The sequence below is a fragment of the Pseudomonas sp. MT3 genome (genome assembly GCF_054720805.1).
The window spans coordinates 147865-169250 of record NZ_JBTVPY010000007.1; the positions used below are offsets into that span (position 1 = coordinate 147865).

At 63.7% G+C, this 21386-nt stretch carries 21 protein-coding genes and 1 riboswitch; of the genes, 16 read left to right on the top strand and 5 right to left on the bottom strand.

All coding sequences use genetic code 11. The features are described from left to right. Window positions 1-61 precede the first annotated feature (61 nt). Complete coding sequence (locus ACYCAX_RS09595; protein WP_015475898.1) at window positions 62-1063, top strand: DUF481 domain-containing protein; 1002 nt, start codon at window positions 62-64, stop codon at window positions 1061-1063. A 354-nt stretch (window positions 1064-1417) separates the two neighbouring features. Here the strand turns inward: ACYCAX_RS09595 and ACYCAX_RS09600 are convergent, their stop codons facing one another. Further along, window positions 1418-2176, bottom strand: coding sequence for an SDR family oxidoreductase (locus ACYCAX_RS09600; protein ID WP_460247864.1), 759 nt, complete (start codon window positions 2174-2176; stop codon window positions 1418-1420). 106 nt (window positions 2177-2282) lie between these two features. Here ACYCAX_RS09600 and ACYCAX_RS09605 point away from each other — a divergent pair, with 106 nt between their 5' ends. The 6 genes from ACYCAX_RS09605 to ACYCAX_RS09630 all read left to right on the top strand — a co-directional run bounded on the left by ACYCAX_RS09605 (window position 2283) and on the right by ACYCAX_RS09630 (window position 6718). Next, on the top strand, window positions 2283-3020 hold the full coding sequence (locus ACYCAX_RS09605; RefSeq protein ID WP_460247865.1) for a HugZ family pyridoxamine 5'-phosphate oxidase: 738 nt from the start codon (window positions 2283-2285) through the stop codon (window positions 3018-3020). A 98-nt stretch (window positions 3021-3118) separates the two neighbouring features. Then, on the top strand, window positions 3119-3586 hold the full coding sequence (locus tag ACYCAX_RS09610) for an FxsA family protein (RefSeq protein WP_015475901.1): 468 nt from the start codon (window positions 3119-3121) through the stop codon (window positions 3584-3586). A gap of 237 nt (window positions 3587-3823) precedes the next feature. Next, window positions 3824-4117 carry a co-chaperone GroES gene (locus tag ACYCAX_RS09615; protein WP_009617968.1) on the top strand — a complete coding sequence of 98 codons (294 nt, stop codon included), beginning with the start codon at window positions 3824-3826 and terminating at the stop codon, window positions 4115-4117. A 48-nt stretch (window positions 4118-4165) separates the two neighbouring features. Continuing rightward, window positions 4166-5806, top strand: a complete 1641-nt coding sequence (groL, locus tag ACYCAX_RS09620) for a chaperonin GroEL (protein WP_015475902.1) — start codon at window positions 4166-4168, stop codon at window positions 5804-5806. A gap of 64 nt (window positions 5807-5870) precedes the next feature. After that, window positions 5871-5933: riboswitch (Fluoride riboswitch) on the top strand. A 64-nt stretch (window positions 5934-5997) separates the two neighbouring features. Continuing rightward, window positions 5998-6381, top strand: a complete 384-nt coding sequence (crcB, locus tag ACYCAX_RS09625) for a fluoride efflux transporter CrcB (protein ID WP_294971373.1) — start codon at window positions 5998-6000, stop codon at window positions 6379-6381. 16 nt (window positions 6382-6397) lie between these two features. After that, on the top strand, window positions 6398-6718 hold the full coding sequence (locus ACYCAX_RS09630; protein WP_015475904.1) for a DUF190 domain-containing protein: 321 nt from the start codon (window positions 6398-6400) through the stop codon (window positions 6716-6718). Between the two features lie 7 nt (window positions 6719-6725). Here ACYCAX_RS09630 and ACYCAX_RS09635 read toward each other — a convergent pair whose 3' ends face one another. After that, window positions 6726-7475 (bottom strand): phosphatase PAP2 family protein, encoded by a 750-nt coding sequence (locus ACYCAX_RS09635; protein ID WP_460247866.1) that lies wholly within the window; start codon window positions 7473-7475, stop codon window positions 6726-6728. Window positions 7476-7662: 187 nt separating this feature from the next. Between ACYCAX_RS09635 and ACYCAX_RS09640 the strand changes: the two genes are divergently transcribed. From ACYCAX_RS09640 to ACYCAX_RS09670, 7 genes are all read left to right on the top strand, one after another. After that, on the top strand, window positions 7663-8346 hold the full coding sequence (locus ACYCAX_RS09640) for a response regulator transcription factor (protein WP_015475906.1): 684 nt from the start codon (window positions 7663-7665) through the stop codon (window positions 8344-8346). Beyond that, window positions 8336-9610 carry a sensor histidine kinase gene (locus tag ACYCAX_RS09645; RefSeq protein WP_460247867.1) on the top strand — a complete coding sequence of 425 codons (1275 nt, stop codon included), beginning with the start codon at window positions 8336-8338 and terminating at the stop codon, window positions 9608-9610. Before ACYCAX_RS09640 ends, ACYCAX_RS09645 begins: the two co-directional genes overlap by 11 nt. An 83-nt stretch (window positions 9611-9693) precedes the next feature. Further along, a complete protein-coding gene (locus ACYCAX_RS09650) occupies window positions 9694-10365 on the top strand; it encodes a class I SAM-dependent methyltransferase (protein WP_015475908.1) in 672 nt (223 codons plus the stop codon). 2 nt (window positions 10366-10367) lie between these two features. Then, window positions 10368-11072, top strand: coding sequence for a lipopolysaccharide kinase InaA family protein (locus ACYCAX_RS09655; protein WP_015475909.1), 705 nt, complete (start codon window positions 10368-10370; stop codon window positions 11070-11072). Beyond that, entirely contained in the window at window positions 11069-11299 is a 231-nt protein-coding gene (locus ACYCAX_RS09660) for a hypothetical protein (protein ID WP_460247868.1), read from the top strand. Before ACYCAX_RS09655 ends, ACYCAX_RS09660 begins: the two co-directional genes overlap by 4 nt. A 91-nt stretch (window positions 11300-11390) precedes the next feature. Further along, the gene (pncB, locus tag ACYCAX_RS09665; RefSeq protein ID WP_294971389.1) at window positions 11391-12584 is read left to right on the top strand and encodes a nicotinate phosphoribosyltransferase; all 1194 of its coding nucleotides are present in this window, start codon (window positions 11391-11393) and stop codon (window positions 12582-12584) included. Between the two features lie 83 nt (window positions 12585-12667). Next, window positions 12668-14155: a helicase HerA-like domain-containing protein gene (locus tag ACYCAX_RS09670; RefSeq protein WP_294971391.1), complete on the top strand. Its 1488-nt coding sequence runs from the start codon at window positions 12668-12670 to the stop codon at window positions 14153-14155. Between the two features lie 103 nt (window positions 14156-14258). On the opposite strand, the gene ACYCAX_RS09675 is transcribed toward ACYCAX_RS09670, so the two are convergent. From ACYCAX_RS09675 to ACYCAX_RS09685, 3 genes are all read right to left on the bottom strand, one after another. Next, window positions 14259-16148 carry a methyl-accepting chemotaxis protein gene (locus ACYCAX_RS09675; protein ID WP_460247869.1) on the bottom strand — a complete coding sequence of 630 codons (1890 nt, stop codon included), beginning with the start codon at window positions 16146-16148 and terminating at the stop codon, window positions 14259-14261. A 423-nt stretch (window positions 16149-16571) separates the two neighbouring features. Further along, window positions 16572-18467 (bottom strand): methyl-accepting chemotaxis protein, encoded by a 1896-nt coding sequence (locus tag ACYCAX_RS09680; protein ID WP_015475913.1) that lies wholly within the window; start codon window positions 18465-18467, stop codon window positions 16572-16574. 157 nt (window positions 18468-18624) lie between these two features. Beyond that, the gene (locus ACYCAX_RS09685) at window positions 18625-18816 is read right to left on the bottom strand and encodes a Flp family type IVb pilin (protein WP_294971461.1); all 192 of its coding nucleotides are present in this window, start codon (window positions 18814-18816) and stop codon (window positions 18625-18627) included. A 376-nt stretch (window positions 18817-19192) separates the two neighbouring features. On the opposite strand from ACYCAX_RS09685, the gene cpaB reads away from it, so the two are divergent. Continuing rightward, complete coding sequence (gene cpaB / locus ACYCAX_RS09690) at window positions 19193-20107, top strand: Flp pilus assembly protein CpaB (RefSeq protein WP_460247870.1); 915 nt, start codon at window positions 19193-19195, stop codon at window positions 20105-20107. 15 nt (window positions 20108-20122) lie between these two features. Beyond that, window positions 20123-21355, top strand: coding sequence for a type II and III secretion system protein family protein (locus tag ACYCAX_RS09695; RefSeq protein ID WP_460247871.1), 1233 nt, complete (start codon window positions 20123-20125; stop codon window positions 21353-21355). Window positions 21356-21386: the final 31 nt, after the last annotated feature.

A 21386-nucleotide genomic window follows, 5' to 3' on the forward strand; every position in this document is an offset into this window, starting at 1 on the left:
CAGTGTCGGGTATCTGGATAATGCCCGGCTTTTTGCCCACTGAGCCCGTTGAACCTGACTCATGCTGTCCAGAAACCTGCTGTTTGCTGTCCTTGCCACCTGTTCATTCTCCGCCGCTGCCGACACCGTCTGGCTGAAGAACGGCGATCGCCTCACCGGTACGATCAAGCTCTACGACGGCGGCAAGTTGCTGCTGAGTACCAGCTACGGTGGAGACATCACCCTGAAGGGCGACCAGATCGCCACCCTCGAAACCGACCAGAACCTGCTGGTGAAGTACGACGAGGAGACGGGCGAGCACTCCAAGGGCCTCAAGGCGGCGGACCCCGGCAAGGTCACCCTGGTCAACGGATCGCCGCGCACGGTGGACGTGGCCAGCATCGAGCAGATGATGCCGCCCAAGCCGATCCTCGAGGACTGGGTCTGGAACGGCAACGTCGACTTCTCCCTCGACCACAAGCAGGCAGAGAACGATGTCGAGGACTACGACATCGACTTCAAGACCAATGCGCGCCACGGCCGCTGGCGGCACAACCTGCAGGGCGAATACAACCGCGAGAAGAAGAACGACTCGGTCAGCACCAACAACTACTCGGGCGAATATGCGCTGGACCGTTTCCTCGACGAGCACTGGTTCTGGCAGGGACAGGCGCAGTACAAGCGCGACTGGGTCGAGGACCTGAAGAAGAAGCGCACCGTCGGTACTGGCCCCGGCTACCAGTTCTGGGACAACGAACTGGGGGCGTTCTCCCTGGCGACCCTGATCAACCGCAACGACTACGAGTTCACCGATAACGAGAAGGACCACTTCTACTCCAGCAGTGTGAAATGGGACTACAACCGCTTCCTGCTGGCCAAGCAGTTCGAGCTGTTCACCAATGGCGAAGTCAGCAAGCCGTTGGCGTCCAACGTGGACTACGAGCTCGATAGCGAGGCGGGCGTGCGCTACAAGCTGACGTCCTGGGCGTCCCTGAGCCTGAAGGCCGAGTGGGACAAGCTCAGCGGCCACGACGGCGACGTCAACGAGCGTCGTTACACGCTGGGGCTGGGAGTGGGTTGGTAGGCCGTGTACCTGTAGGAGCGAGCTTGCTCGCGAACCTCCCAACGTCGGTAAGGGCCTGTTCGCGAGCAAGCTCGTTCCTACGCAGAGCCAAAAAAAGCCCCGCACATGGCGTAATGCCGTTCACTTAAGAAAAACGCCGCGACTCCTTCGCCAGGATCGCGGCGTTTCTTTGCTCCGCAGGTCGCTTCAAGCGGAGATTTTGAATGGGTTGTTCCCTCTGTGGCTCTGAAAAAGGAACAAAAAACCGATACCAGAGCACCTGGCATCGGTTTATCGGAGCTCGCGATTGTCCACTAAATGCTTAAGTGAACAGCATTACCGCACATGGCGGGGCTTTTTATTGGGGCGGGCGGATTACAGGCGCAGGCCGCCGTCCAGCTCCAGCACGCGGCCGGTGTAGTAGTCGTTCTCGAGGATGTAGGCCACCGAGTGGGCGATTTCCAGCGGCTTGCCCAGGCGCTTGAGGGGGATACCGGAGGTCATCTTCTCCAGGGCCTCGGGCTTCATGCTGGCGACCATGTCGGTCTCGATGAAGCCGGGCGCCACGCCCGCCACGCGGATGCCGTAGCGTGCCAGTTCCTTCGCCCACACCACGGTATCGGCGGCGACGCCGGCCTTGGCCGCGGAGTAGTTGGCCTGGCCCATGTTGCCGGCGCGGGAGATGGAGGAAATGTTGACGATCGCGCCTTCGTTCTTCAGCTCGATCATCTTCGCGGCGACTTCGCGGGTGCAGAGGAACACGCCGGTCAGGTTCACGTCGATCACCGCCTGCCACTGGGCCAGGCTCATCTTGCTCAGCTCGCCGTCCTTGACCTTGATGGTCAGGCCGTCGCGCAGGATGCCGGCGTTGTTGACCAGGCCGTTGATGGCGCCGAAGTCGCTGGCGACCTGGGCCACCATGTGGGTAACCTGTTCTTCGTCGGCGACGTTGCACAGGTAGGCGCGGGCGTCACCGCCGGCGGCCTTGCAGGCAGCCACGGCTTCGTCCAGTTTTTCGGCGTTGAGGTCGACCAGCGCGACGCGCGCGCCCTTGCCGGAGAGGTACTCGCCCATAGCGCGGCCCAGGCCCTGACAGCCGCCGGTGATGATGATGACCTTGTCTTTCAATTGCATGTGAAGAACCCCACGAGCAGTTTCTGGTGAGAGGCCTCGCCGGCAGCTGTGAACAGAGTCATCCTGCCCGTCCGTTTGCGACGGATTCTTTGCGAGGAGTCATAAGGTGAGCGTGAAAGCTGCCAAGCATGCCCGAGAATTACTGCTCAAGGAATACCGCGCGGTCCTCTCCACCCACTCGAAAAAGTGGCCGGGGTTCCCCTTCGGCTCGGTGGTGCCGTACTGCCTGGACCAGGCCGGTCGGCCACTGATCCTGATCAGCCGTATTGCCCAGCACACCCATAACCTGCAGATGGACGGCAAGTGTTCGCTGCTCATCGGCGAGCGCAGGGTCGACGACATCCAGGCCGCCGGCCGCCTGACCCTGCTGGCCGAGGCGCTGCTGGTCGAGGACGTCGACGCCATCGCCGATGCTGCCGAGCGTTACTACCGTTATTTCCCCGACTCGCGGGACTACCATATCGTCCATGACTTCGATTTCTGGGTCCTGGAGCCGGTGCAGTGGCGTTACATCGGCGGTTTCGGCGACATCCACTGGCTGGGCGCCGACAGCGTGCCGCTGGCCAACCCCTTCGTCGGCGAAGTGGAGCGCGGCATGGTCGGGCATATGAACAGCGACCATGCCACTGCCGTGGCGCACTATGTCGAGCTGGCCGGTCTGCCGGACGATGCGGCGCCGGAGCTGGCGGGAATCGATACGGAAGGTTTCCATCTGCGCATCGGCCAGGCCCTGCACTGGCTGCCGTTCCCCGCGCCGTGCGGCGATCCTGGCGAGGTTCGCCAGGCCCTGGTGCAACTGGCGCATGCGGAGGTCTGGCCGGGCAATGAAGTGATCCAGGTTTGAGTTGTCCCTGGGCAATCCGTTGAACTGTCCCTTGAAATCAGGGCGGGGCGTCGCCACCTAGCCTTTATCCGGGCAATCGCCCCGCTAAGGATTCATCGATGCGAGTTCCCCTGTTTCTGATTCTGTTGTTCCCGCTGATCGAGCTGGCCGTGATGATCAAGGTCGGCAGCGTGATCGGCGTGGGCTGGACCCTCCTGCTGATCATCGCCGGCGCCTTCATCGGCGCCGCGGTGCTGCGCGTGGCCGGCGTCGCCACCGCGCTGCGGGCCCGCGAGCGGCTGAATCGCGGCGAGTTGCCCGAGCAGGAAATGCTCGAAGGCCTGGTCATCGCCCTGGGCGGCGGCCTGCTGATGCTGCCGGGCTTCATCAGCGACGTCTTCGGTCTCTTCTGCCTGATCCCCTTCACCCGCCGCCTGATGCTCGGCCGCGTGCGTCAGCGCATGCAGGAGCAGGCCGAGCGCCGTCGCGCCTTCGCCGACGATCCGGCCGCCCAGCGCCGTAGCGGCCCCAGCGTGATCGAAGGCGAATACCAGCGCCGCGAGGAAGACCGCGACCGCCTGCGTTGAGCTTCGGGCGGTTTCAGCCACCCGAGGCACCCTCCGTTAGCAAAATTTTTTTGGTCACACACTTGAAATGCCTTGTGGCGACCTTATGTACCGGTCACCGCAAGGTCCCTGTCACACGGACAGGCTGCTCTTTACGCGTCTCGCCAGTCGGGACGCAAACCGGCACCGCCGGCTTCAATAAAACCCGCCGGGCACCGATCCGGCCGTTGGAAACCACAGTTTGGGAGAGTTACGACTATGAAGCTTCGTCCTCTGCATGACCGCGTCGTCATCCGTCGCAGCGAGGAAGAGACCAAGACCGCAGGCGGCATCGTGCTGCCGGGTTCCGCCGCCGAGAAGCCGAACCGCGGTGAAGTGGTCGCTGTTGGCGCCGGCCGTGTCCTGGACAACGGCGAAGTTCGCGCCCTGGCCGTGAAGGTCGGTGACAAGGTGGTCTTCGGTCCGTACTCCGGCAGCAACGCCATCAAGGTCGACGGCGAAGAACTGCTGGTGATGGGCGAGTCCGAGATCCTCGCCGTCCTGGAAGACTGATTTCAGTCCGTCCACTCCCCACCGAATTCGATTTAGAGGAAACAGAACATGGCTGCCAAAGAAGTTAAGTTCGGCGATTCCGCTCGCAAGAAAATGCTGGTCGGCGTAAACGTCCTGGCCGACGCGGTCAAGGCGACCCTGGGCCCGAAAGGCCGCAACGTCATCCTGGACAAGAGCTTCGGTGCTCCGACCATCACCAAGGACGGCGTTTCCGTTGCCAAGGAAATCGAACTCAAAGACAAGTTCGAGAACATGGGCGCCCAACTGGTGAAAGACGTTGCCTCCAAGGCCAACGACGCTGCCGGTGACGGCACCACCACCGCGACCGTTCTGGCTCAGGCCATCGTCAACGAAGGCCTGAAGGCCGTCGCTGCCGGCATGAACCCGATGGACCTCAAGCGCGGCATCGACAAGGCGACCATCGCCATCGTTGCCCAGCTCAAGGATCTGGCCAAGCCGTGCGCCGACACCAAGGCCATCGCCCAGGTCGGCACCATCTCCGCCAACTCCGACGACTCCATCGGCAACATCATTGCCGAAGCGATGGAAAAGGTTGGCAAGGAAGGCGTGATCACCGTTGAAGAAGGCTCGGGCCTGGAAAACGAGCTGTCCGTCGTAGAAGGCATGCAGTTCGACCGCGGCTACCTGTCCCCCTACTTCATCAACAAGCCGGACACCATGGTGGCCGAGCTTGAAGGCCCGCTGCTGCTGCTGGTCGACAAGAAAATCTCCAACATCCGCGAAATGCTGCCGGTCCTGGAAGCCGTTGCCAAAGCCGGCCGTCCGCTGCTGATCGTGGCTGAAGACGTCGAAGGCGAAGCCCTGGCTACCCTGGTCGTCAACAACATGCGTGGCATCGTCAAGGTCGCGGCCGTCAAGGCTCCGGGCTTCGGCGACCGCCGCAAGGCCATGCTGCAGGACATCGCCATCCTGACCGGCGGCACCGTCATCTCCGAAGAAGTCGGTCTGAGCCTGGAAGGCGCCACCCTGGAGCACCTGGGCAACGCCAAGCGCGTCGTCCTGAGCAAGGAAAACACCACCATCATCGACGGCGCTGGCGCCCAGGCTGATATCGAAGCCCGCGTCCTGCAGATCCGCAAGCAGGTCGAAGAGACCTCCTCGGACTACGACCGTGAGAAGCTGCAAGAGCGTCTGGCCAAGCTGGCCGGCGGTGTTGCCGTGATCAAGGTCGGCGCTGCCACCGAAGTCGAGATGAAAGAGAAGAAAGCCCGCGTTGAAGACGCCCTGCACGCTACCCGCGCTGCTGTGGAAGAAGGCGTGGTTCCTGGCGGTGGCGTCGCTCTGGTTCGTGCTCTGCAAGCCATCGAAGGCCTGAAGGGCGACAACGAAGACCAGAACGTCGGTATCGCTCTGCTGCGTCGCGCCGTTGAAGCGCCGCTGCGCCAGATCGTTGCCAACTCCGGCGACGAGCCGAGCGTAGTGGTCGACAAGGTCAAGCAGGGTTCGGGCAACTTCGGCTACAACGCTGCTACCGGCGTGTACGGCGACATGATCGAGATGGGTATCCTCGATCCGGCCAAGGTCACCCGTTCGGCTCTGCAAGCCGCTGCTTCCATCGGCGGCCTGATGGTCACCACCGAGGCGATGGTTGCCGAAGTGATCGACGACAAGGCTGTTCCGGCCATGCCGGACATGGGCGGCATGGGTGGCATGGGCGGTATGATGTAACCCCTGCTGTAAGAAGGAGCCCCGCCTAGGCGGGGCTTTTTCATGGGCGGCGGTTATGCCAGACTGCGCGGCAGGAGATGGCATTCCTCCTTCAACCGCCCTCGTGGCTGATGATGCCTACGCATAAACCTGGAAAGGCGCGTAGGCGCTCGCCTGCAGCCTGTCCAGCCCCCCTCCCCAAGGACAGGACCATGTGGAAATCCATTCTCGCCGTCTCCCTGGGAGCCGCCCTTGGCGCCGTGCTGCGTTGGGTGCTCGGGCTCAAGCTCAACTCGCTGTTGCCGTCCATGCCGCCGGGCACGGTGGTCGCCAACCTGGTTGGCGGCTACATCATCGGTGCGGCCATCGCTTTCTTCGCCAATATGCCCGGCATGGCGCCAGAATGGCGATTACTGATCATTACCGGCTTCTGTGGCGGCCTGACGACCTTTTCGACCTTTTCCGCTGAAATCGTGGTTCTGCTGCAGCAGGGGCGTCTGGTCTGGGCGCTGGGTGCGATCGCCACGCATCTGGCGGGTTCGCTGCTGATGACCATGCTGGGCCTGCTGTCGGTCCACTGGCTGATGGGCCGATAAGGGCGGGGAGATAGGCATGAACGGTTTCCAGTTGAAGTTCTTCACCCAGCAGGATCGCAAGCACGCCGGGCTGCCGTTGGCCCAGTGGTTGCTGGAAGAGGCGCGGCGCCAGGGCGTGCGCGGCGCCACCCTGATAACGGCGAGCGAAGGGTTCGGCAAGACCGGCCGGATTCACTACGTGCACTTCTTCGAACTGGCGGACCAGCCCCAGGAAGTCACTATGGCGGTGAGCGAGGATGAGTCCGAGCGGATATTCGAGGCGATCCGCCAGGCAGGGGTCCAACTGTTCTACGTGAAGACGCCGATCGAGTTCGGCGTCACCGGCGTGGACGACTGAGCCGCGCTCAGGGGCTGTCCGCTGTCGTCAGGTTGGCGGAGACGGCTGCGTCCGGCTGCGTGGCCGGCCGGTACAGCAGCAGGGCGTAGAAGCCCAGGCAGATCAGCCAGTCGAACAGCGCCGTCCAGATGTTGTGCGACAGGAAGTGCGCTCCCTGCAGCATGCGCGAGACGGAGAAGACGCAGCCAAGGCCCAGGGCGAACCAGAAGGCGTAGCGGGCCAGGCGCGGTTTGCGGTCGCGCAGGGCGAAGTACAGGGCGAACAGCACGAACCCCGAGGAGGCATGGCCGCCCGGCCAGCAGCGGCCCGGATGATCGGTCGGCGGGCGGTGGCTGAGCAGCGAGCTGTAGATTTCCTTGCCGCCGAACTGCGCCAGGTCCCAGGGGCATTGCACGGCGGTGAGCGCCTTCAGCGGCGTGACGATACTCGCCGCGATGCCCATCGCCAGGACCAGGTAGCCCAGCGTCCGGCGGTACGGGCGCAGCGGTGCGTAGAAGAAGCCACCCAGCCAGGCGACCAGCGCCGCAACGCTGAGGAGGATGACCAATTGCTTGGCGCGGTCGTGCAGGATGTTCTCGAGGAACCAGCTGTGGCGCCCGATGAAGCCTTCGCCGGGGCGATACATCCACTGGGCAAGCGTCAGGTCGAGGGTGACCGGCTCGAACATCAGCAGCAGGGCAACCAGTGCCAGGGGCAGGGCCAGCATCAGCCAGAGGTTCAGCGGACGAGAGCGGTACGAGGGAATCGAGTCAGGCATGGAGGCTCCAGGACGGCACGGCGGACCACGGCTTCCTGCCAGTGGATGATGCCGCGATATGGCGCGGCGGCTGTCATGCTCCTCCCGACGGTGTAACTCCGTCGTCAATCGAATGTGAAATTTGTGTCAAACCCGCTTAAGTTCCATTTAAGGGAGATAGGCTAGGGTGCACTTCGGAGGAGAGCACATGCGCATTCTGTTGGTTGAAGACAATCGGGACATTCTGGCCAATATGGCCGACTACCTCGGACTCAAGGGGTATACGGTGGATTGCGCGCAGGACGGGCTTTCCGGGCTGCACCTGGCGGCCACGTCCCATTACGACCTGATCGTGCTCGACGTCATGTTGCCGGGGCTGGACGGTTTCACGCTGTGCCGCCGCCTGCGCGAGGACGCCCGCCGCGACACGCCGGTGATCATGCTCACCGCCCGTGACCAACTGGATGACCGCCTGCAGGGCTTCCGCTCCGGGGCCGACGACTACCTGCTCAAGCCCTTCGCGCTCTCCGAACTGGCCGCCCGCATCGAAGCGGTGCTGCGCCGCAGCCAGGGTGGTGGCCGCCGCGAGCTGCAGGTCGGCGACCTGAGCTACAACCTCGACACGCTGGAAGTGATCCGCAGCGGCAAGCCGCTCAAGCTCAACCCCATCGGCCTGAAGCTGTTGGCCGTGCTGATGCAGAAGAGCCCCCACGTGGTTCGCCGAGACGTACTCGAAGAAGCGGTCTGGGGCGATGACTGTCCCGACAGCGACAGCCTGCGCAGCCATGTCCACCAGCTTCGCCAGGTGATCGACAAGCCTTTCGACTCCTCCCTGCTGCACACGGTGCACGGCGTCGGCTACAAGCTGGCGGAGGAAGCGCATGGAGTATAAGCAGAGCCTTTCCCGACGGATTGTCTTTGCCTTCGTACTCATGACCGCCGCGGTCGGCGGGCTCTTTTCGGTGGGAATCGTCGGGGTGGTCCACGTCGTCGAGGAGCGGCTGATCTCCCGCGATCTGGGCGGCGAACTCGATCGGATTCTCCAGGAAGACCTGGAAACCGGGCAGACACCCAAGCTCGATCCCGGCATGCGTTTCTTCATCAGCGATGGCCAGGGTGTGTATGCGATGCCACCGGCGTTGCGCCGCCTGGATGACGGTTTCCACGAGGTGTTCGACGGCGAATTGTCCTTCCACGCGCTGGTGCGCGATGAGGACGGCCGGCGCTTCGTGCTGCTGCAGGACCAGAGCGATTTCGAGGCGCGCGAGCAGATTCTCTATGCCGCCGTGGTGACCGGCTATGTACTCAGCCTGACGCTGGCCGGCCTGCTGGGCTGGCTGTTGTCGCGCAAGGTCATGGAACCCGTGGCCCGCCTGGCGCGTCAGGTGCGCCACCGCGACCAGTTGCTGGAGCTGGCGCCGCCGATGGCGCCGGACTACGCCAATGACGAAGTGGGTGAGCTGGCGGCGGCCTTCGATTACGCGATGGGCCGCCTGCACGACGTGTTGACCCGGGAAAAACTCTTCACCAGCGACGTCAGCCACGAATTGCGGACGCCGCTGATGGTAATCGCCACCAGTTGCGAGCTGCTGACCGAGGAGCCCGGGTTGAGCGCCAGGGCCCGCAGCCAACTGGCGCGGATGACCAGTGCCTGCGAGGAAATGCGCGACCTGGTGCAGACCTTCCTGTTGCTGGCGCGCTCGCAGCGCAAGGACATGGGGATCGTCCCGCAGGCCGGCTTGCGACAGATCGCCGAGGAACTGGTGGCGCAGTGGCGCGAACCGATTGAAGCGAAAGGATTAAGGCTGGAGTTCAGTGGCACGGATGCCATGCACGGTGAGTTCAATGCTCCCTTCCTGCGCTCCGTGATGAGCAATTTATTGCGCAATGCGATGCATTACACCGAAACCGGCAGCATCCGCTTACAACTTTCCACGACCGGATTCTGGGTCGAGGACACCGGCGCGGGAATTCCCGAAGAGCAGCGTGAGCGGGTGTTCCAGCCGTTCGTGCGTGGCTCGAACCCGCGTGGCGAGGGGCTTGGGCTGGGGCTGTCGCTGGTCAAGCGTATCTGCGCCTCGGAGAGCTGGGACGTCAGCCTCCGTCCGGTGGAGCCGCACGGCTGTCGCTTCGAAGTTCGCCTAGCCGTTGTTTGACGAAATCTTCACAAGTGCATGACCCGGCTGTGACAGGCTGGTTCATATCGTTCGACCTGAAAAATGGGATAGGTAAACACCCGATGAGCGAAAAAATCGTCGATCTGGAATTTTCCCAGAAATACGACCGTGAGCATGCTGAACGCTATCTGCGCAAGCATCAGGCCGGACTGTCGCGGAAACTTTCTCACTGGCGGGATGTCCAAGTCGCCCGCCAGGCACTCAAGCTCGCCGGTCAGCCCAATCTGGTGCTCGACCTGCCATGCGGTGCAGGGCGCTTCTGGCCGATGCTGGCCGAAAAGGAAAACCGCGTGATCATCGGCGCCGACAATTCGCCGGACATGATCGCGGTTGCGTGCGCCGGGCAGCCGGAAGAGGTTGTAAAACGCGTCCGACCTTTGCAGACTTCGGCGTTTGCCATCGATCTGCCGGACAACGCCGTCGACAGCATCTTCTCGATGCGCCTGATGCACCACATCGGCGACGTGAACGACCGACGGACCATGCTGCGCGAGTTCCACCGCGTCACTCGCGACACGGTGATCCTGTCGATGTGGGTGGATGGCAACTTCAAGTCCTGGAAACGCAAGCGTGCCGAAGCCTCTCGCAAGAAGCATGACTACCAGAACCGTTTCGTGATTCCGGCCAAGACCATCGAGGCGGAGTTCCGCCAAGCTGGTTTCAAGGTTCAGGATCACATCGATTTCGTCCCGTTCATCCACATGTGGCGGGTCTACATTTTGCGTAAGGAATAACAATGGCCGCTGATCTGGCATCTCTGCAGCAAATTTCCGGTGAAAACGCTATCGATCGCTGGTTGCAGATTCCCGGCAAATGGGTAGAGGAACCGAATCGGCGGCGCGGCGGCGAAAGCGGTGTGCAGCGCGTCCTGACTTCCGACGGGCGCATGCTGTACCGCAAGCAGCAGATGGGGCACATCTATCGCGACCTGCTGCACCCCTTCGGTTATCCCACTGCCATTCGTGAGCGTGACGCGCTGAAGGCCGCCGAGGCCCTGGGCGTGAAGGTGCCGACCCTGGTCTACGCCGGTTGCCGCAAGGTCAACGGCGAATGGCAGGCGCTGCTGGTCACCGAATCCCTCGACGGATTCGCCAGCCTGGAAGACTGCTACGCCCGCGGCGACCGCGAACGTTGGGGCGAAACGCTGCATCAACGCATTCTGCAACAATACGGTAGTACCCTCGCCAAGCTTAACGCCGGCCATTGGCAGCATGGCTGCCTGTACCTCAAGCACGTCTTCGTGCGGGTGGACGGTGACAAGATCGATGTGGCGCTGATCGACATGGAGAAGGCTCGCCGACGCTTCAGCGCCCAACGCGCCGCGCGTCACGACCTCCGCCAGGTGAAACGCCGTTCGTCGTGGACAGAGGCGCAGTGGCAAGCCTTTGTCTATGGTTACCAAGCGGCGTTTGGCAGCGCCATCAAAGGGTTGCAGACATGAAGTTAGAAATTACGCGAAGTTTGCTCCTGCTCGGCGCGCTCGGGGTGGCCACCCTTGCGGGGGCGGCTTGGCATGAACCCTCTCCCTCGGTCATTTCCAGCAGGGCCGATCTGGATACCTGTCCGGTTCCGCCCAACATGCGTGCAAAACAGGTCGTCCGTCCGGATCAGGACCTGCTGCTGTTCATGTTCGGTATGTCGCAGGGCGGAGTCGCGCAATCGCGCTGATTTCGCGTATCTGACGAGAACCCCGCTGCGGCGGGGTTTTTTATGGGCGACGGGTTTAGACTGCCGGTTCGAAGCCTGCAATGAGACGAGCATGAGCGACAGCGCATTTTCCCGGCGGATCGTGCAGAACCTGCTGGATACCGACTTCTACAAGCTGAGCATGATGCAGGCGGTGCTGCACAACTACCCCAATGCCGAGGTGGAGTGGGAGTTTCGCTGTCGCAACGACGAAGACCTGCGAGCCTACCTCGACCCCGTGCGTGAGCAGATCGAGTACCTGGCGGAGCTGTCGTTCGCGCCCCAGGAGCTGGCTTTTCTCGAGCGTATTCCGTTCTTCAAGCCGGACTTCATCCGCTTCCTTGGCCTGTTTCGCTTCAATCCCTGCTATGTGCAACTGGGCGTCGAGAATGGCGAGTTCTACCTTCGCCTCAAGGGCCCCTGGCTGCATGTGATCCTGTTCGAAGTGCCGCTGCTGGCCACCATCAGCGAGGTGCGCAACCGCCACCGTTATCCGGGCGCCTCGCTGGCGGCAGTGTGCGATCGCCTGCAGGAGAAGCTCGACTGGCTGCGTGGCGAGGCCAGCGCCGAGGAACTGGCCGGTTTCAAGATGGCCGATTTCGGCACCCGTCGGCGATTCTCCTATCCGGTGCAGGAGGCCGTGGTACGGGGCTTGCGCGACGGCTTCCCCGGTCATTTCGTCGGCACCAGCAACGTGCACCTGGCGCGCATGCTGGAGGTGAAACCCCTGGGCACTATGGCCCACGAATGGCTGATGGCGCACCAGCAGCTCGGCCCGAGGCTGATCGACAGCCAGGCCGCCGCACTGGATTGCTGGGTTCGCGAGTACCGTGGCCAGTTGGGGATCGCCCTGACCGATTGCATCACTATGGAGGCGTTCCTGGCCGATTTCGACCTGTATTTCGCCAAGCTCTTCGACGGCCTGCGCCATGATTCGGGCGATCCGCTGGCGTGGGCGGAAAAGGCCATCCGACACTACGAGCACCTGGGCATCGATCCACGGAGCAAGACCCTGGTGTTCTCCGATGGCCTGAACCTGCCGCGCGCGCTGGAAATCTACCGGGCGCTGCGGGGGCGTATCGATGTCAGTTTCGGCATCGGTACCCATTTCACCTGCGATGTGCCTGACGCGACGCCGATGAACATCGTGCTGAAGATGACCGCTTGCAATGGCCACCCGGTGGCGAAGATTTCCGATACGCCGGGCAAGACCCAGTGCAAGGACGAAAACTTCCTTCATTATCTCAAACACGTCTTCAAAGTCTGAGCACGCCGGTTTGCGCAGTGTTGCGTGACGCGCCAGTCTTAGCGGACGATCCACCGCGACCATCCATTGACGGGGAATGACGGATGCCAGCAACGAACGAACTGATCATTGGTGCGGGTCCGGACGGCCAGCCGGTCGGCCAAGCCTGGAAGCTTGCCAACCGTCACGGCCTGATCGCCGGGGCCACCGGCACCGGCAAGACGGTTACGCTGCAGCGCCTGGCCGAGTCCTTCAGCGACGCCGGTATCGCGGTCTTCGCCGCCGATATCAAGGGTGACCTGTGCGGTATCGCCGCCGCCGGCAACCCGCAGGGCAAGGTGGCCGAGCGCATCGCCAGCATGCCCTGGCTGAATTACACCCCCAAGGCCTACCCGGTGAGCCTGTGGGACGTCGCCGGCAAGTCCGGGCATCCGTTGCGCACCACGCTGTCCGAGATGGGGCCGCTGCTGCTGGCCAACCTGCTGGAGTTGACCGAGAGCCAGCAGGCCGCACTGTTCGCCGCCTTCAAGGTGGCGGATCGTGAGGGGCTGTTGCTGCTCGATCTGAAGGACCTGAAGGCGCTGCTCAACCACTTCAAGGAGCACCCGGAAATCCTCGGCGAAGACCGTGCGCTGTTCACCGGCGCTTCGTCCCAGGCCCTGCTGCGGCGCCTGGCGCTGCTGGAGCAGCAGGGCGCCGAGGACTTCTTCGGCGAGCCGGCGCTGCAACTGGAAGACCTGCTGCGCCCCGAGGCCGATGGTCGTGGCCGCATCCACCTGCTGGACGCCAGCAAGCTGGTGCATGACGCGCCCAAGGTCTATGCCACCTTCCTGCTCTGGCTGCTGGCGGAGCTGTTCGAGCAACTGCCCGAGCGTGGCGATGCCGACAAGCCGCTCCTTGCGCTGTTCTTCGACGAAGCGCACCTGCTGTTCAACGGCACGCCCAAGGCACTGCAGGACCGCCTGGAGCAAGTGGTGCGGCTGATCCGTTCCAAGGGGGTGGGCGTGTACTTCGTCACCCAGTCGCCGAGCGACCTGCCCGACGACGTTCTGGCGCAGCTTGGCCTGCGCGTCCAGCACGGCCTGCGCGCGTTCACCGCCAAGGAGCAGAAGTCGCTGCGCGCGGTGGCTGACGGCTTCCGCCCGAACCCGGCGTTCGACACCCTCAAGGTGCTGACCGAGCTGGGCATCGGCGAGGCGTTGGTGGGCACGCTGGAGGAGAAGGGCACGCCGGCGATGGTCCAGCGCGTCGCCGTGGCGCCGCCGCAATCGCGCATCGGCCCGCTGACCGACGCCGAGCGGGCCGAGATCGTCCGCCGCTCGCCGCTGGCTGGCCGTTATGACCAGCCGATCGACCGCGAGTCGGCCTATGAACGCCTGACCGGCCGCGCTGACGACAAGATGGCGCCGACGGAGTCCAAGCCGGAGGAGAAGGGCATCGGTAGTGACCTCGGCGGGTTGGCCGGCGAACTGCTGGGGACCCTGGCCAGCCAGACGGCGAAGACCGTGGTGCGTCAGGCGGCCAACCAGATTGGCCGGCAACTGGTGCGCGGATTGATGGGCGCGCTGCTGGGCGGCAGCAAGCGGCGTTGATGGGTTGGTTCGCGAGCTACAAGGCTCGCTGGGCCTGTAGGAGCGAGCTGGCTCGCGAACAACAAAAAGGCGCCCGAAGGCGCCTTTTTCATGTCCGTACCGATCAGATACGGAAACTGTCCACCAACTGCCGCAGCCGTCCGGCCTGGTTCTCCAGGTCGGCGCAGGCGCGCAGGGTGGCCTGGAGGTTTTCCACGCCCTCCTGGTTCAGGGTGTTGATTTCGGTGATGTCCATGTTCAGCGAGTCGACCACGGCGGTCTGCTCCTCGGTGGCGGTGGCGACCGACTGGTTCATCGAGTCGATCTCGCCGATGCGGTGGGTGACGCTGGCCAGACGTTCGCCGGCGCGGTTGGCGATCTCCACGCTTTCCAGGCTGTAGCGCTGGCTCTCGGTCATGGTGTCCACGGCTTCGCGGGCGCCGACCTGCAGCTCCTCGATCATCTTCTGGATCTGCTGAGCCGACTCCTGGGCGCGGTGGGCGAGGTTGCGCACCTCGTCGGCCACCACGGCGAAGCCGCGACCGGCCTCGCCGGCGCGGGCCGCTTCGATGGCGGCGTTGAGGGCCAGCAGGTTGGTCTGCTCGGAGATGCCTTTGATCACCTCCAGAATCTGGCCGATGTTTACCGTGCGGCTGTTCAGCGCCTCGATGTTGGCGCAGGCCGAGCTGATCTTGTCGGAGAGCTGGTTCATCGCGCTGATGGTCTGCTCGACCACCTGGCGGCCGTCGCCGGCCTGGTGCGAGGCATCGGTGGCATGGTGCGAGGCATCGGCGGCATTGCGGGCGATTTCCTGGGCGGCGGCGCCCAGTTCGTTGATCGCCGCGGCGACGCTGTTGGTGCGGTTGGCCTGCTCGTCGGAGTTGCTCATGGACGAGTTGGAGGCGTTGACCACCAGTTGCGAGACGTCATGCAGGTTGCGCGCGGTGGAGGCCACTTCGCGGATCGACTCGTGGATGCGCTCGACGAAGCGGTTGAAGGCGTTGGCCAGCACGCCGAACTCGTCGTTGCTGGCGACTTTCAGGCGCTGGGTGAGGTCGCCGTCGCCCTGGGCGATATCCTGCATGGCGCGGCCCATGTCGGTCAGCGGGGCCATCAGTACGCGGATCAGCATGCCCAGCAGGAACAGGATGGCGACGATGGCGATGGCCGCCGCGACGATGGCCGAGGTGCGGAACTTGCTCAGCATGGAGTAGGCGGCGCCCTTGTCGATGGACAGGCCGATGTACCAGTTCACCGACGACAGCCCCTTCACCTGGGTGAAGCTGAGGATGCGGGTCTGGCCGTTGAGTTCGGCTTCGCTGAAGCCGCCGCCGATCTTCGGGGTATTTTGCGGGTAGATATCGGCCAGGGTCTTCATCACCAGGCTCTTGTCCGGGTGCACGAGGATCTTGCCGTCGCCGCTGACCAGGAAGGCGTAGCCCATGCCGCTGAAGTCCAGCGAGTTGATGATCTGCACCAGGGTTTGCAGGCCCAGGTCGCCGCCCACTACGCCGAGGGCCTTGCCGTCGGCGCGGGCCGGGGTGGCGATGGTGATGACCAGTTGCTGGGTCGCCGCATCGATGTAAGGCTCGGTCAGGGTCGTGCCGCCGGCGGCCAGGGCGTCCTTGTACCAGGGCCGGGTGCGTGGGTCGTAGCCGTCGGGCATGGCATCGTTCGGCCGCATGGTGAAGGTGCCGTCCTGCTGCCCCAGGTAGGTGTAGTTGAAGGTCTTGCGCAGGGTGTCCTGTTCCAGCAGCCCGGCGAGCTGTTCGGGAGCGCTGTCGCGGGCGAGGGTCTGGGCGGTGCTTTCGATCAGCAGCAGCCGGCCGCTCAGCCAGTTCTGGATATTGCTGGCGGTCACTTCGCCCATTTCCCGCAGGTAGTCTTCGAGATCGTCGCGGATCGCGTTGCGCTGCAGGTAGTCGTTGTAGAAGGTGAAGAGGGTGAACGCGGAGAAAACCACAAGCGAGGCGGCCAGGAGGATCTTATGGCTGAATTTCAGGCTCTTGATCATGCTGCGTCGAGTCCGGAGGTAGTGGGATGCCAGAACGGCGTGGGGCCGGGCGACAGGTCCGATGTCGCCAGGGTGCGCCCGCCCGTGTGGTGATACGGAACGGACGAAGCCGGCTCGGCGGGTAGCCGGGCGAGCGGGGCCGGCACTCCCATGTGCCGGCGGTGATATCGGGTCCGCCTGGTTTCGTTGTTCTCGCGGACCTTCATCTTTGCTGTCGGCACGCCGGGGAAAAGCTTGAGACAGGGGGACGAACGGTAGGGCTGGGCGCCCCCATCGTTCCTGCGAGAGCGGATTTACTGGCGGCATTGGCGCTGGGCGGTTCGCGAGCAAGCTCGCTCCTACAGCTCAGGTTGAACCTCGTAGGAGCGAGCTTGCTCGCGAACAAAAAAGGCGCCGAAAGGCGCCTTTTCGTTTCCGTCGGAATCAGATGCGGAAGCTGTCCACCAGCTGGCGCAGACGGCCGGCCTGGTTTTCCAGGTCGGCGCAGGCGCGCAGGGTGGCCTGGAGGTTTTCCACGCCTTCCTGGTTCAGGGTGTTGATCTCGGTGATGTCCATGTTCAGCGAGTCGACCACGGCGGTCTGTTCCTCGGTGGCGGTGGCCACGGACTGGTTCATCGAGTCGATCTCGCCGATGCGGTGGGTGACGCTGGCCAGGCGCTCGCCGGCGCGGTTGGCGATCTCCACGCTTTCCAGGCTGTAGCGCTGGCTCTCGGTCATGGTGTCCACGGCTTCGCGGGCGCCGACCTGCAGCTCCTCGATCATCTTCTGGATCTGCTGCGCCGACTCCTGGGCGCGGTGGGCGAGGTTACGCACTTCGTCCGCCACCACGGCGAAACCACGACCGGCCTCGCCGGCGCGGGCCGCTTCGATGGCGGCGTTGAGGGCCAGCAGGTTGGTCTGCTCGGAGATGCCTTTGATCACCTCCAGAATCTGCCCGATGTTCACCGTGCGGCTGTTCAGCGCCTCGATGTTGGCGCAGGCCGAGCTGATCTTGTCGGAGAGCTGGTTCATCGCGCTGATGGTCTGCTCGACCACCTGGCGGCCGTCGCCGGCCTGGTGCGAGGCATCGGTGGCGTGGTGCGAGGCATCGGCGGCGTTGCGGGCGATTTCCTGGGCGGCGGCGCCCAGTTCGTTGATCGCCGCGGCGACGCTGTTGGTGCGGTTGGCCTGCTCGTCGGAGTTGCTCATGGACGAGTTGGAGGCGTTGACCACCAGTTGCGAGACGTCATGCAGGTTGCGTGCGGTGGAGGCTACTTCGCGGATCGACTCGTGGATGCGCTCGACGAAGCGGTTGAAGGCGTTGGCCAGCACGCCGAACTCGTCGTTGCTGGCGACTTTCAGGCGCTGGGTGAGGTCGCCGTCGCCTTGGGCGATATCCTGCATGGCGCGGCCCATGTCGGTCAGCGGGGCCATCAGCACGCGGATCAGCATGCCCAGCAGGAACAGGATGGCGACGATGGCGATGACCGTGGCGATGATGGCCGAGGTACGGAAGTCGCTGAGCATGGCGTAGGCGGCGTCCTTGTCCAGCACCAGGGCGACGTACCAGGTCACGCCTGGCAGGCCTTTCACCGGAGTCATGGACACCAGTTGGTCCTTGCCGTCGAGGCTGACTTCCTGCACGCCGGCCTGCACCTTCGGGGCACCCTGCGGGTAGATGTCGGCCAGGCTCTTGAAGATCGACTGGCTGTCCGGGTGCAGCAGGATCTTGCCGGCATCGCTGACCAGGAAGGCATAACCATCACCGTCGAACTTCAGGGAGTTGATGATGGCGGTGATGGTTTCCAGCTTCATGTCGCCGGCGGCGACGCCGACCAGTTGACCGTTGCGCATCACCGGCATGGACATGGCGAGGATCTGCTCGCCGGTGCCGGCGTCGAGGAAGGGCTCGGTGACGATCAGGCGGCCGGCGGCCACGGCGTCCTTGTACCAGCCGCGGGTGCGTGGGTCGTAGCCATCGGGCATCGGCGAGAAGGGGCGCATGGTGAACACGCCGCTGGCGGCTTCGCCGAGGTAGACCGATTCGAAGTTCTTCTGGAATACCGCCTGTTCCAGCACGTGCTGGATGCGCTCGGGTGTCGGTTCCTGGTCTGCCAGTTGCGCGGCTTCGCTTTCCACCAGTTGGATGCGACCCTCCAGCCAGCTCTGGATATTGCTGGCGGTGAGGCTGCCGAGTTCGCTCAGGTAGGCGTCGGTATCGGCGTGGATCGCTTCACGTTGACGGAAGTCGTTGAAGAGGATGAAGCAGGCGAAGGCGAAGATGACCACGAGGGAGGCCGCCAGAAGGATCTTCTTGGCGAAGGACAGCGAACGAAGCATCGGTAAAGCATCCTGCAGGTGGAACGAAGGGGTAGGCAGGATGTATCGGCCATGTGCGGCAGAACTTTAGGAAGGTTGTGGAGTTTTTTCAGGAACGCAAAGAAATATTCCCGCGACTATTCGCGGGAATATGGGTAAGCACTCTGGAGTATAAATTTCAGGGTGTGGTCAGTTTGGTGTGGGCGTTTTCGAAGATGCTGTTGACATCGCCACCGATTACTTTAACTGCTGCGATCATGACTACCGCGATCAATCCGGCGATGACAGCATATTCGATGGCGGTCGCACCCTCTCTGTCAAAAGCGAATGCCTTGGCCTTGCAATACAACTTCAGAGACAGGTCTTTGATACTCAGATTCATCGCGGTTGCTCCTTGCACAGACCACCGGGGCGGCGCCCCGACTTCACCGTCAGGCTAGGCGTCGTATGGCGGAATGCAATTGATCAAATAGCGCTAATACTAAAGTTATAGTCATGGCGAAGTAGAACTATCTGAGGATTGGAAATTTCTCGTCGGTATTTGACGCTATTACCGCAGCTACTAAATTCTGCTTTGGAACAAGCAGGAACCAATTATGAGGAAAGGTTCTTATCGAACCGCCTCGTCGGGTCGAAACAACAATAAAGGTCTGAAGGACGTATCTCGGCAACGGCCGGTGTCGTGACTTCCGATCAGCCAGTGGACCGCCAGGTTCACTCATCCCGATAACGCCAAGGATGTGGACATGAATAGCAAGGTGCTGATGGTTTTCGCCGGGCTGTTGTTGTTGTGTGCAGGTGTCGTGGGTTATCTGGGATTGTCGGTGGGCAAGTCGGCGGCGCCCGTCGCTGGCGCGGTGAAGGACGTTGCGCCGGCGGCGATGGCCGAGGCGGACAAGCTGCAGCGCACGCCCGTGGTGGTGGCTCGCCGCGACCTCCCGGCGTTGACGGTGATGGGCAACGATGACCTCGCCATCGAGATGCTGCATACCGCCCCGGCGGGCAGCTATCCCAAGCCCGAGGCGCTGATCGGCCAGCGGGTCTGGGTCGCGGTGCCGGCCGGCAGCATTCTTTCCGGGGCCCTGCTGGAGCCGGGCGGCCCCCTGGCGCGGACCATCCGCCCGGACGAGCGGGCTATGGCCATTGCGGTGGACGAGGTGATTGGCGGCGGCGGCTTCGTGCTCCCCGGCGATTACGTCGACGTCATGCTCTTCGTCCAGGACCAGCGGAACGCCGAGCGTGTGGTGAGTGCCCAGGTGGTGCTGCCCGGCGTGCGCGTCCTCACCTATGGCGAGCAGATCGCCGTCGCCAGCGATGGCCAGGCGCGCAGCGGCGCCGAGTCGAAGGACAAGACACCGCGCCCGCCCCGCACCGCCGTACTGGCCGTGCCGGCCGAATCCGCTTCCCGGCTGATGCTGGCCAGCCAGGCGGGCTCGTTGCGCCTGGCGGTACGCAGCAAGGACGAGAATCTCTACGAGAAGGAGCAGCAGGGGCGCTACATCCAGGCGTCGCTGAATGCCTCCGGCAGCCAGCCGATCACCCTCGAACAGTTGCTCGGCAAGGCCCGCTCCGCGCCGGTCGTGCGCCAGGTCTCGGCGCCGGCGGTGAGTCCGGGCGTCGTGGTCTACCGCGGCACCACCGTTACCCGTGAAGCACATTGAGCAAGGAGTGCATCGATGTCCAAGCGCTTCGTTCTGTCGCTGGCCGCGCTTCTGGCCTGTGCCGTCCACTCCGCCGCACAGGCGGTGCCGAGCGCCTGCGCCGGATTCGCCGGTCAGCCGTTGAACCTTGACGTCGAGCAGGGCGCCCAGCTCGACCAGCAACTGCCGGTACCGATCAAACGCCTGGCCATCGGCGATCCGAACATCGCCGATGTGCAGGTGATCGACAAGCGTGACTTTCTCGTTACCGGCAAGGCCGAGGGCCTGACCAGCCTGCTGATCTGGACCGGCTGCAGCGACAAACCCATGAGCAGCGTGGTGCGGGTCGGCGCGCGGGCGATTGCCGATGCCGGCGGTCTGCCGGGCAACCTCGCCGCCGGCCTGTCCAACCAGGTGCAGACCGACATCCGTTTCGTCGAAGTCAGCCGCAGCAAGCTCAAGCAGGCCAGTACGTCGCTGGTGCGCAGGGGCTCCAATACCTTCGTGCTCGGGTCGCCGGGCAGCCTGGGCGGCCTGGAGCTCGACAGCGCAGGCAACCTGGGCGGCAGGTTCGGCACGGCCAACAGCGGCTTCAACATCATCTGGGGCGGCGGCAGCAGCAAATGGCTGGGCTTCATCAACGCCCTGGAGGGCAGCGGCTTCGCCTACACCCTGGCGCGGCCGAGCCTGGTGGCGACCAGTGGGCAGAGTGCCTCGTTCCTCGCCGGCGGCGAGTTTCCCATCCCGGTACCCAACGGCGACAACGACAACATCACCATCCAGTACAAGGAGTTCGGCGTCCGCCTGACCCTGACCCCCACGGTGATGAGCGACAAGCGGATCGCCCTGAAAGTGGCACCGGAAGTCAGCGAGCTGGATTTCAGCAGCGGCATCCGCACCAACGACATCGCGGTGCCGGCCCTGACCGTACGGCGCACCGACACCAGCGTGATGCTGGCCGATGGCGAGAGCTTCGTGATCAGCGGGCTGATCAGCAGCAGCACCATCAGCAACGTCGACAAGTTCCCCTTCCTCGGCGGCATCCCGGTGATCGGCGCGCTGTTCCGTTCCTCGAACCTGGACAAGGACGACCGCGAACTGCTGATGATCGTCACCCCGCACCTGGTCCAGCCGCTGGCGGCGAACGCCGCGTTGCCGACGTTGCCGGGCGAGGGCCTGCGCAAGTACGACCCCGGATTCGGCGAGTTCTATTTCCTCGAGGACGGCCGCTTCGACCAGCGCAAGGCCAGCAGCGGGATGTCGCGCTGATGGACAGCTATGACGCGGTATCCCGCCAGAG

Excerpts from the sequence above, each read along its gene's own strand:
- ACYCAX_RS09595 (WP_015475898.1), top strand. The coding sequence starts at position 62 with ATGCTGTCCAGAAACCTGCTGTTTGCTGTCCTTGCCACCTGTTCATTC.
- ACYCAX_RS09600 (WP_460247864.1), bottom strand. The coding sequence starts at position 2,176 with ATGCAATTGAAAGACAAGGTCATCATCATCACCGGCGGCTGTCAGGGC.
- ACYCAX_RS09610 (WP_015475901.1), top strand. The coding sequence starts at position 3,119 with ATGCGAGTTCCCCTGTTTCTGATTCTGTTGTTCCCGCTGATCGAGCTG.
- ACYCAX_RS09615 (WP_009617968.1), top strand. The coding sequence starts at position 3,824 with ATGAAGCTTCGTCCTCTGCATGACCGCGTCGTCATCCGTCGCAGCGAG.
- groL (WP_015475902.1), top strand. The coding sequence starts at position 4,166 with ATGGCTGCCAAAGAAGTTAAGTTCGGCGATTCCGCTCGCAAGAAAATG.
- crcB (WP_294971373.1), top strand. The coding sequence starts at position 5,998 with ATGTGGAAATCCATTCTCGCCGTCTCCCTGGGAGCCGCCCTTGGCGCC.
- ACYCAX_RS09630 (WP_015475904.1), top strand. The coding sequence starts at position 6,398 with ATGAACGGTTTCCAGTTGAAGTTCTTCACCCAGCAGGATCGCAAGCAC.
- ACYCAX_RS09635 (WP_460247866.1), bottom strand. The coding sequence starts at position 7,475 with ATGCCTGACTCGATTCCCTCGTACCGCTCTCGTCCGCTGAACCTCTGG.
- ACYCAX_RS09640 (WP_015475906.1), top strand. The coding sequence starts at position 7,663 with ATGCGCATTCTGTTGGTTGAAGACAATCGGGACATTCTGGCCAATATG.
- ACYCAX_RS09645 (WP_460247867.1), top strand. The coding sequence starts at position 8,336 with ATGGAGTATAAGCAGAGCCTTTCCCGACGGATTGTCTTTGCCTTCGTA.
- ACYCAX_RS09650 (WP_015475908.1), top strand. The coding sequence starts at position 9,694 with ATGAGCGAAAAAATCGTCGATCTGGAATTTTCCCAGAAATACGACCGT.
- ACYCAX_RS09655 (WP_015475909.1), top strand. The coding sequence starts at position 10,368 with ATGGCCGCTGATCTGGCATCTCTGCAGCAAATTTCCGGTGAAAACGCT.
- ACYCAX_RS09660 (WP_460247868.1), top strand. The coding sequence starts at position 11,069 with ATGAAGTTAGAAATTACGCGAAGTTTGCTCCTGCTCGGCGCGCTCGGG.
- pncB (WP_294971389.1), top strand. The coding sequence starts at position 11,391 with ATGAGCGACAGCGCATTTTCCCGGCGGATCGTGCAGAACCTGCTGGAT.
- ACYCAX_RS09670 (WP_294971391.1), top strand. The coding sequence starts at position 12,668 with ATGCCAGCAACGAACGAACTGATCATTGGTGCGGGTCCGGACGGCCAG.
- ACYCAX_RS09675 (WP_460247869.1), bottom strand. The coding sequence starts at position 16,148 with ATGATCAAGAGCCTGAAATTCAGCCATAAGATCCTCCTGGCCGCCTCG.
- ACYCAX_RS09680 (WP_015475913.1), bottom strand. The coding sequence starts at position 18,467 with ATGCTTCGTTCGCTGTCCTTCGCCAAGAAGATCCTTCTGGCGGCCTCC.
- cpaB (WP_460247870.1), top strand. The coding sequence starts at position 19,193 with ATGAATAGCAAGGTGCTGATGGTTTTCGCCGGGCTGTTGTTGTTGTGT.
- ACYCAX_RS09695 (WP_460247871.1), top strand. The coding sequence starts at position 20,123 with ATGTCCAAGCGCTTCGTTCTGTCGCTGGCCGCGCTTCTGGCCTGTGCC.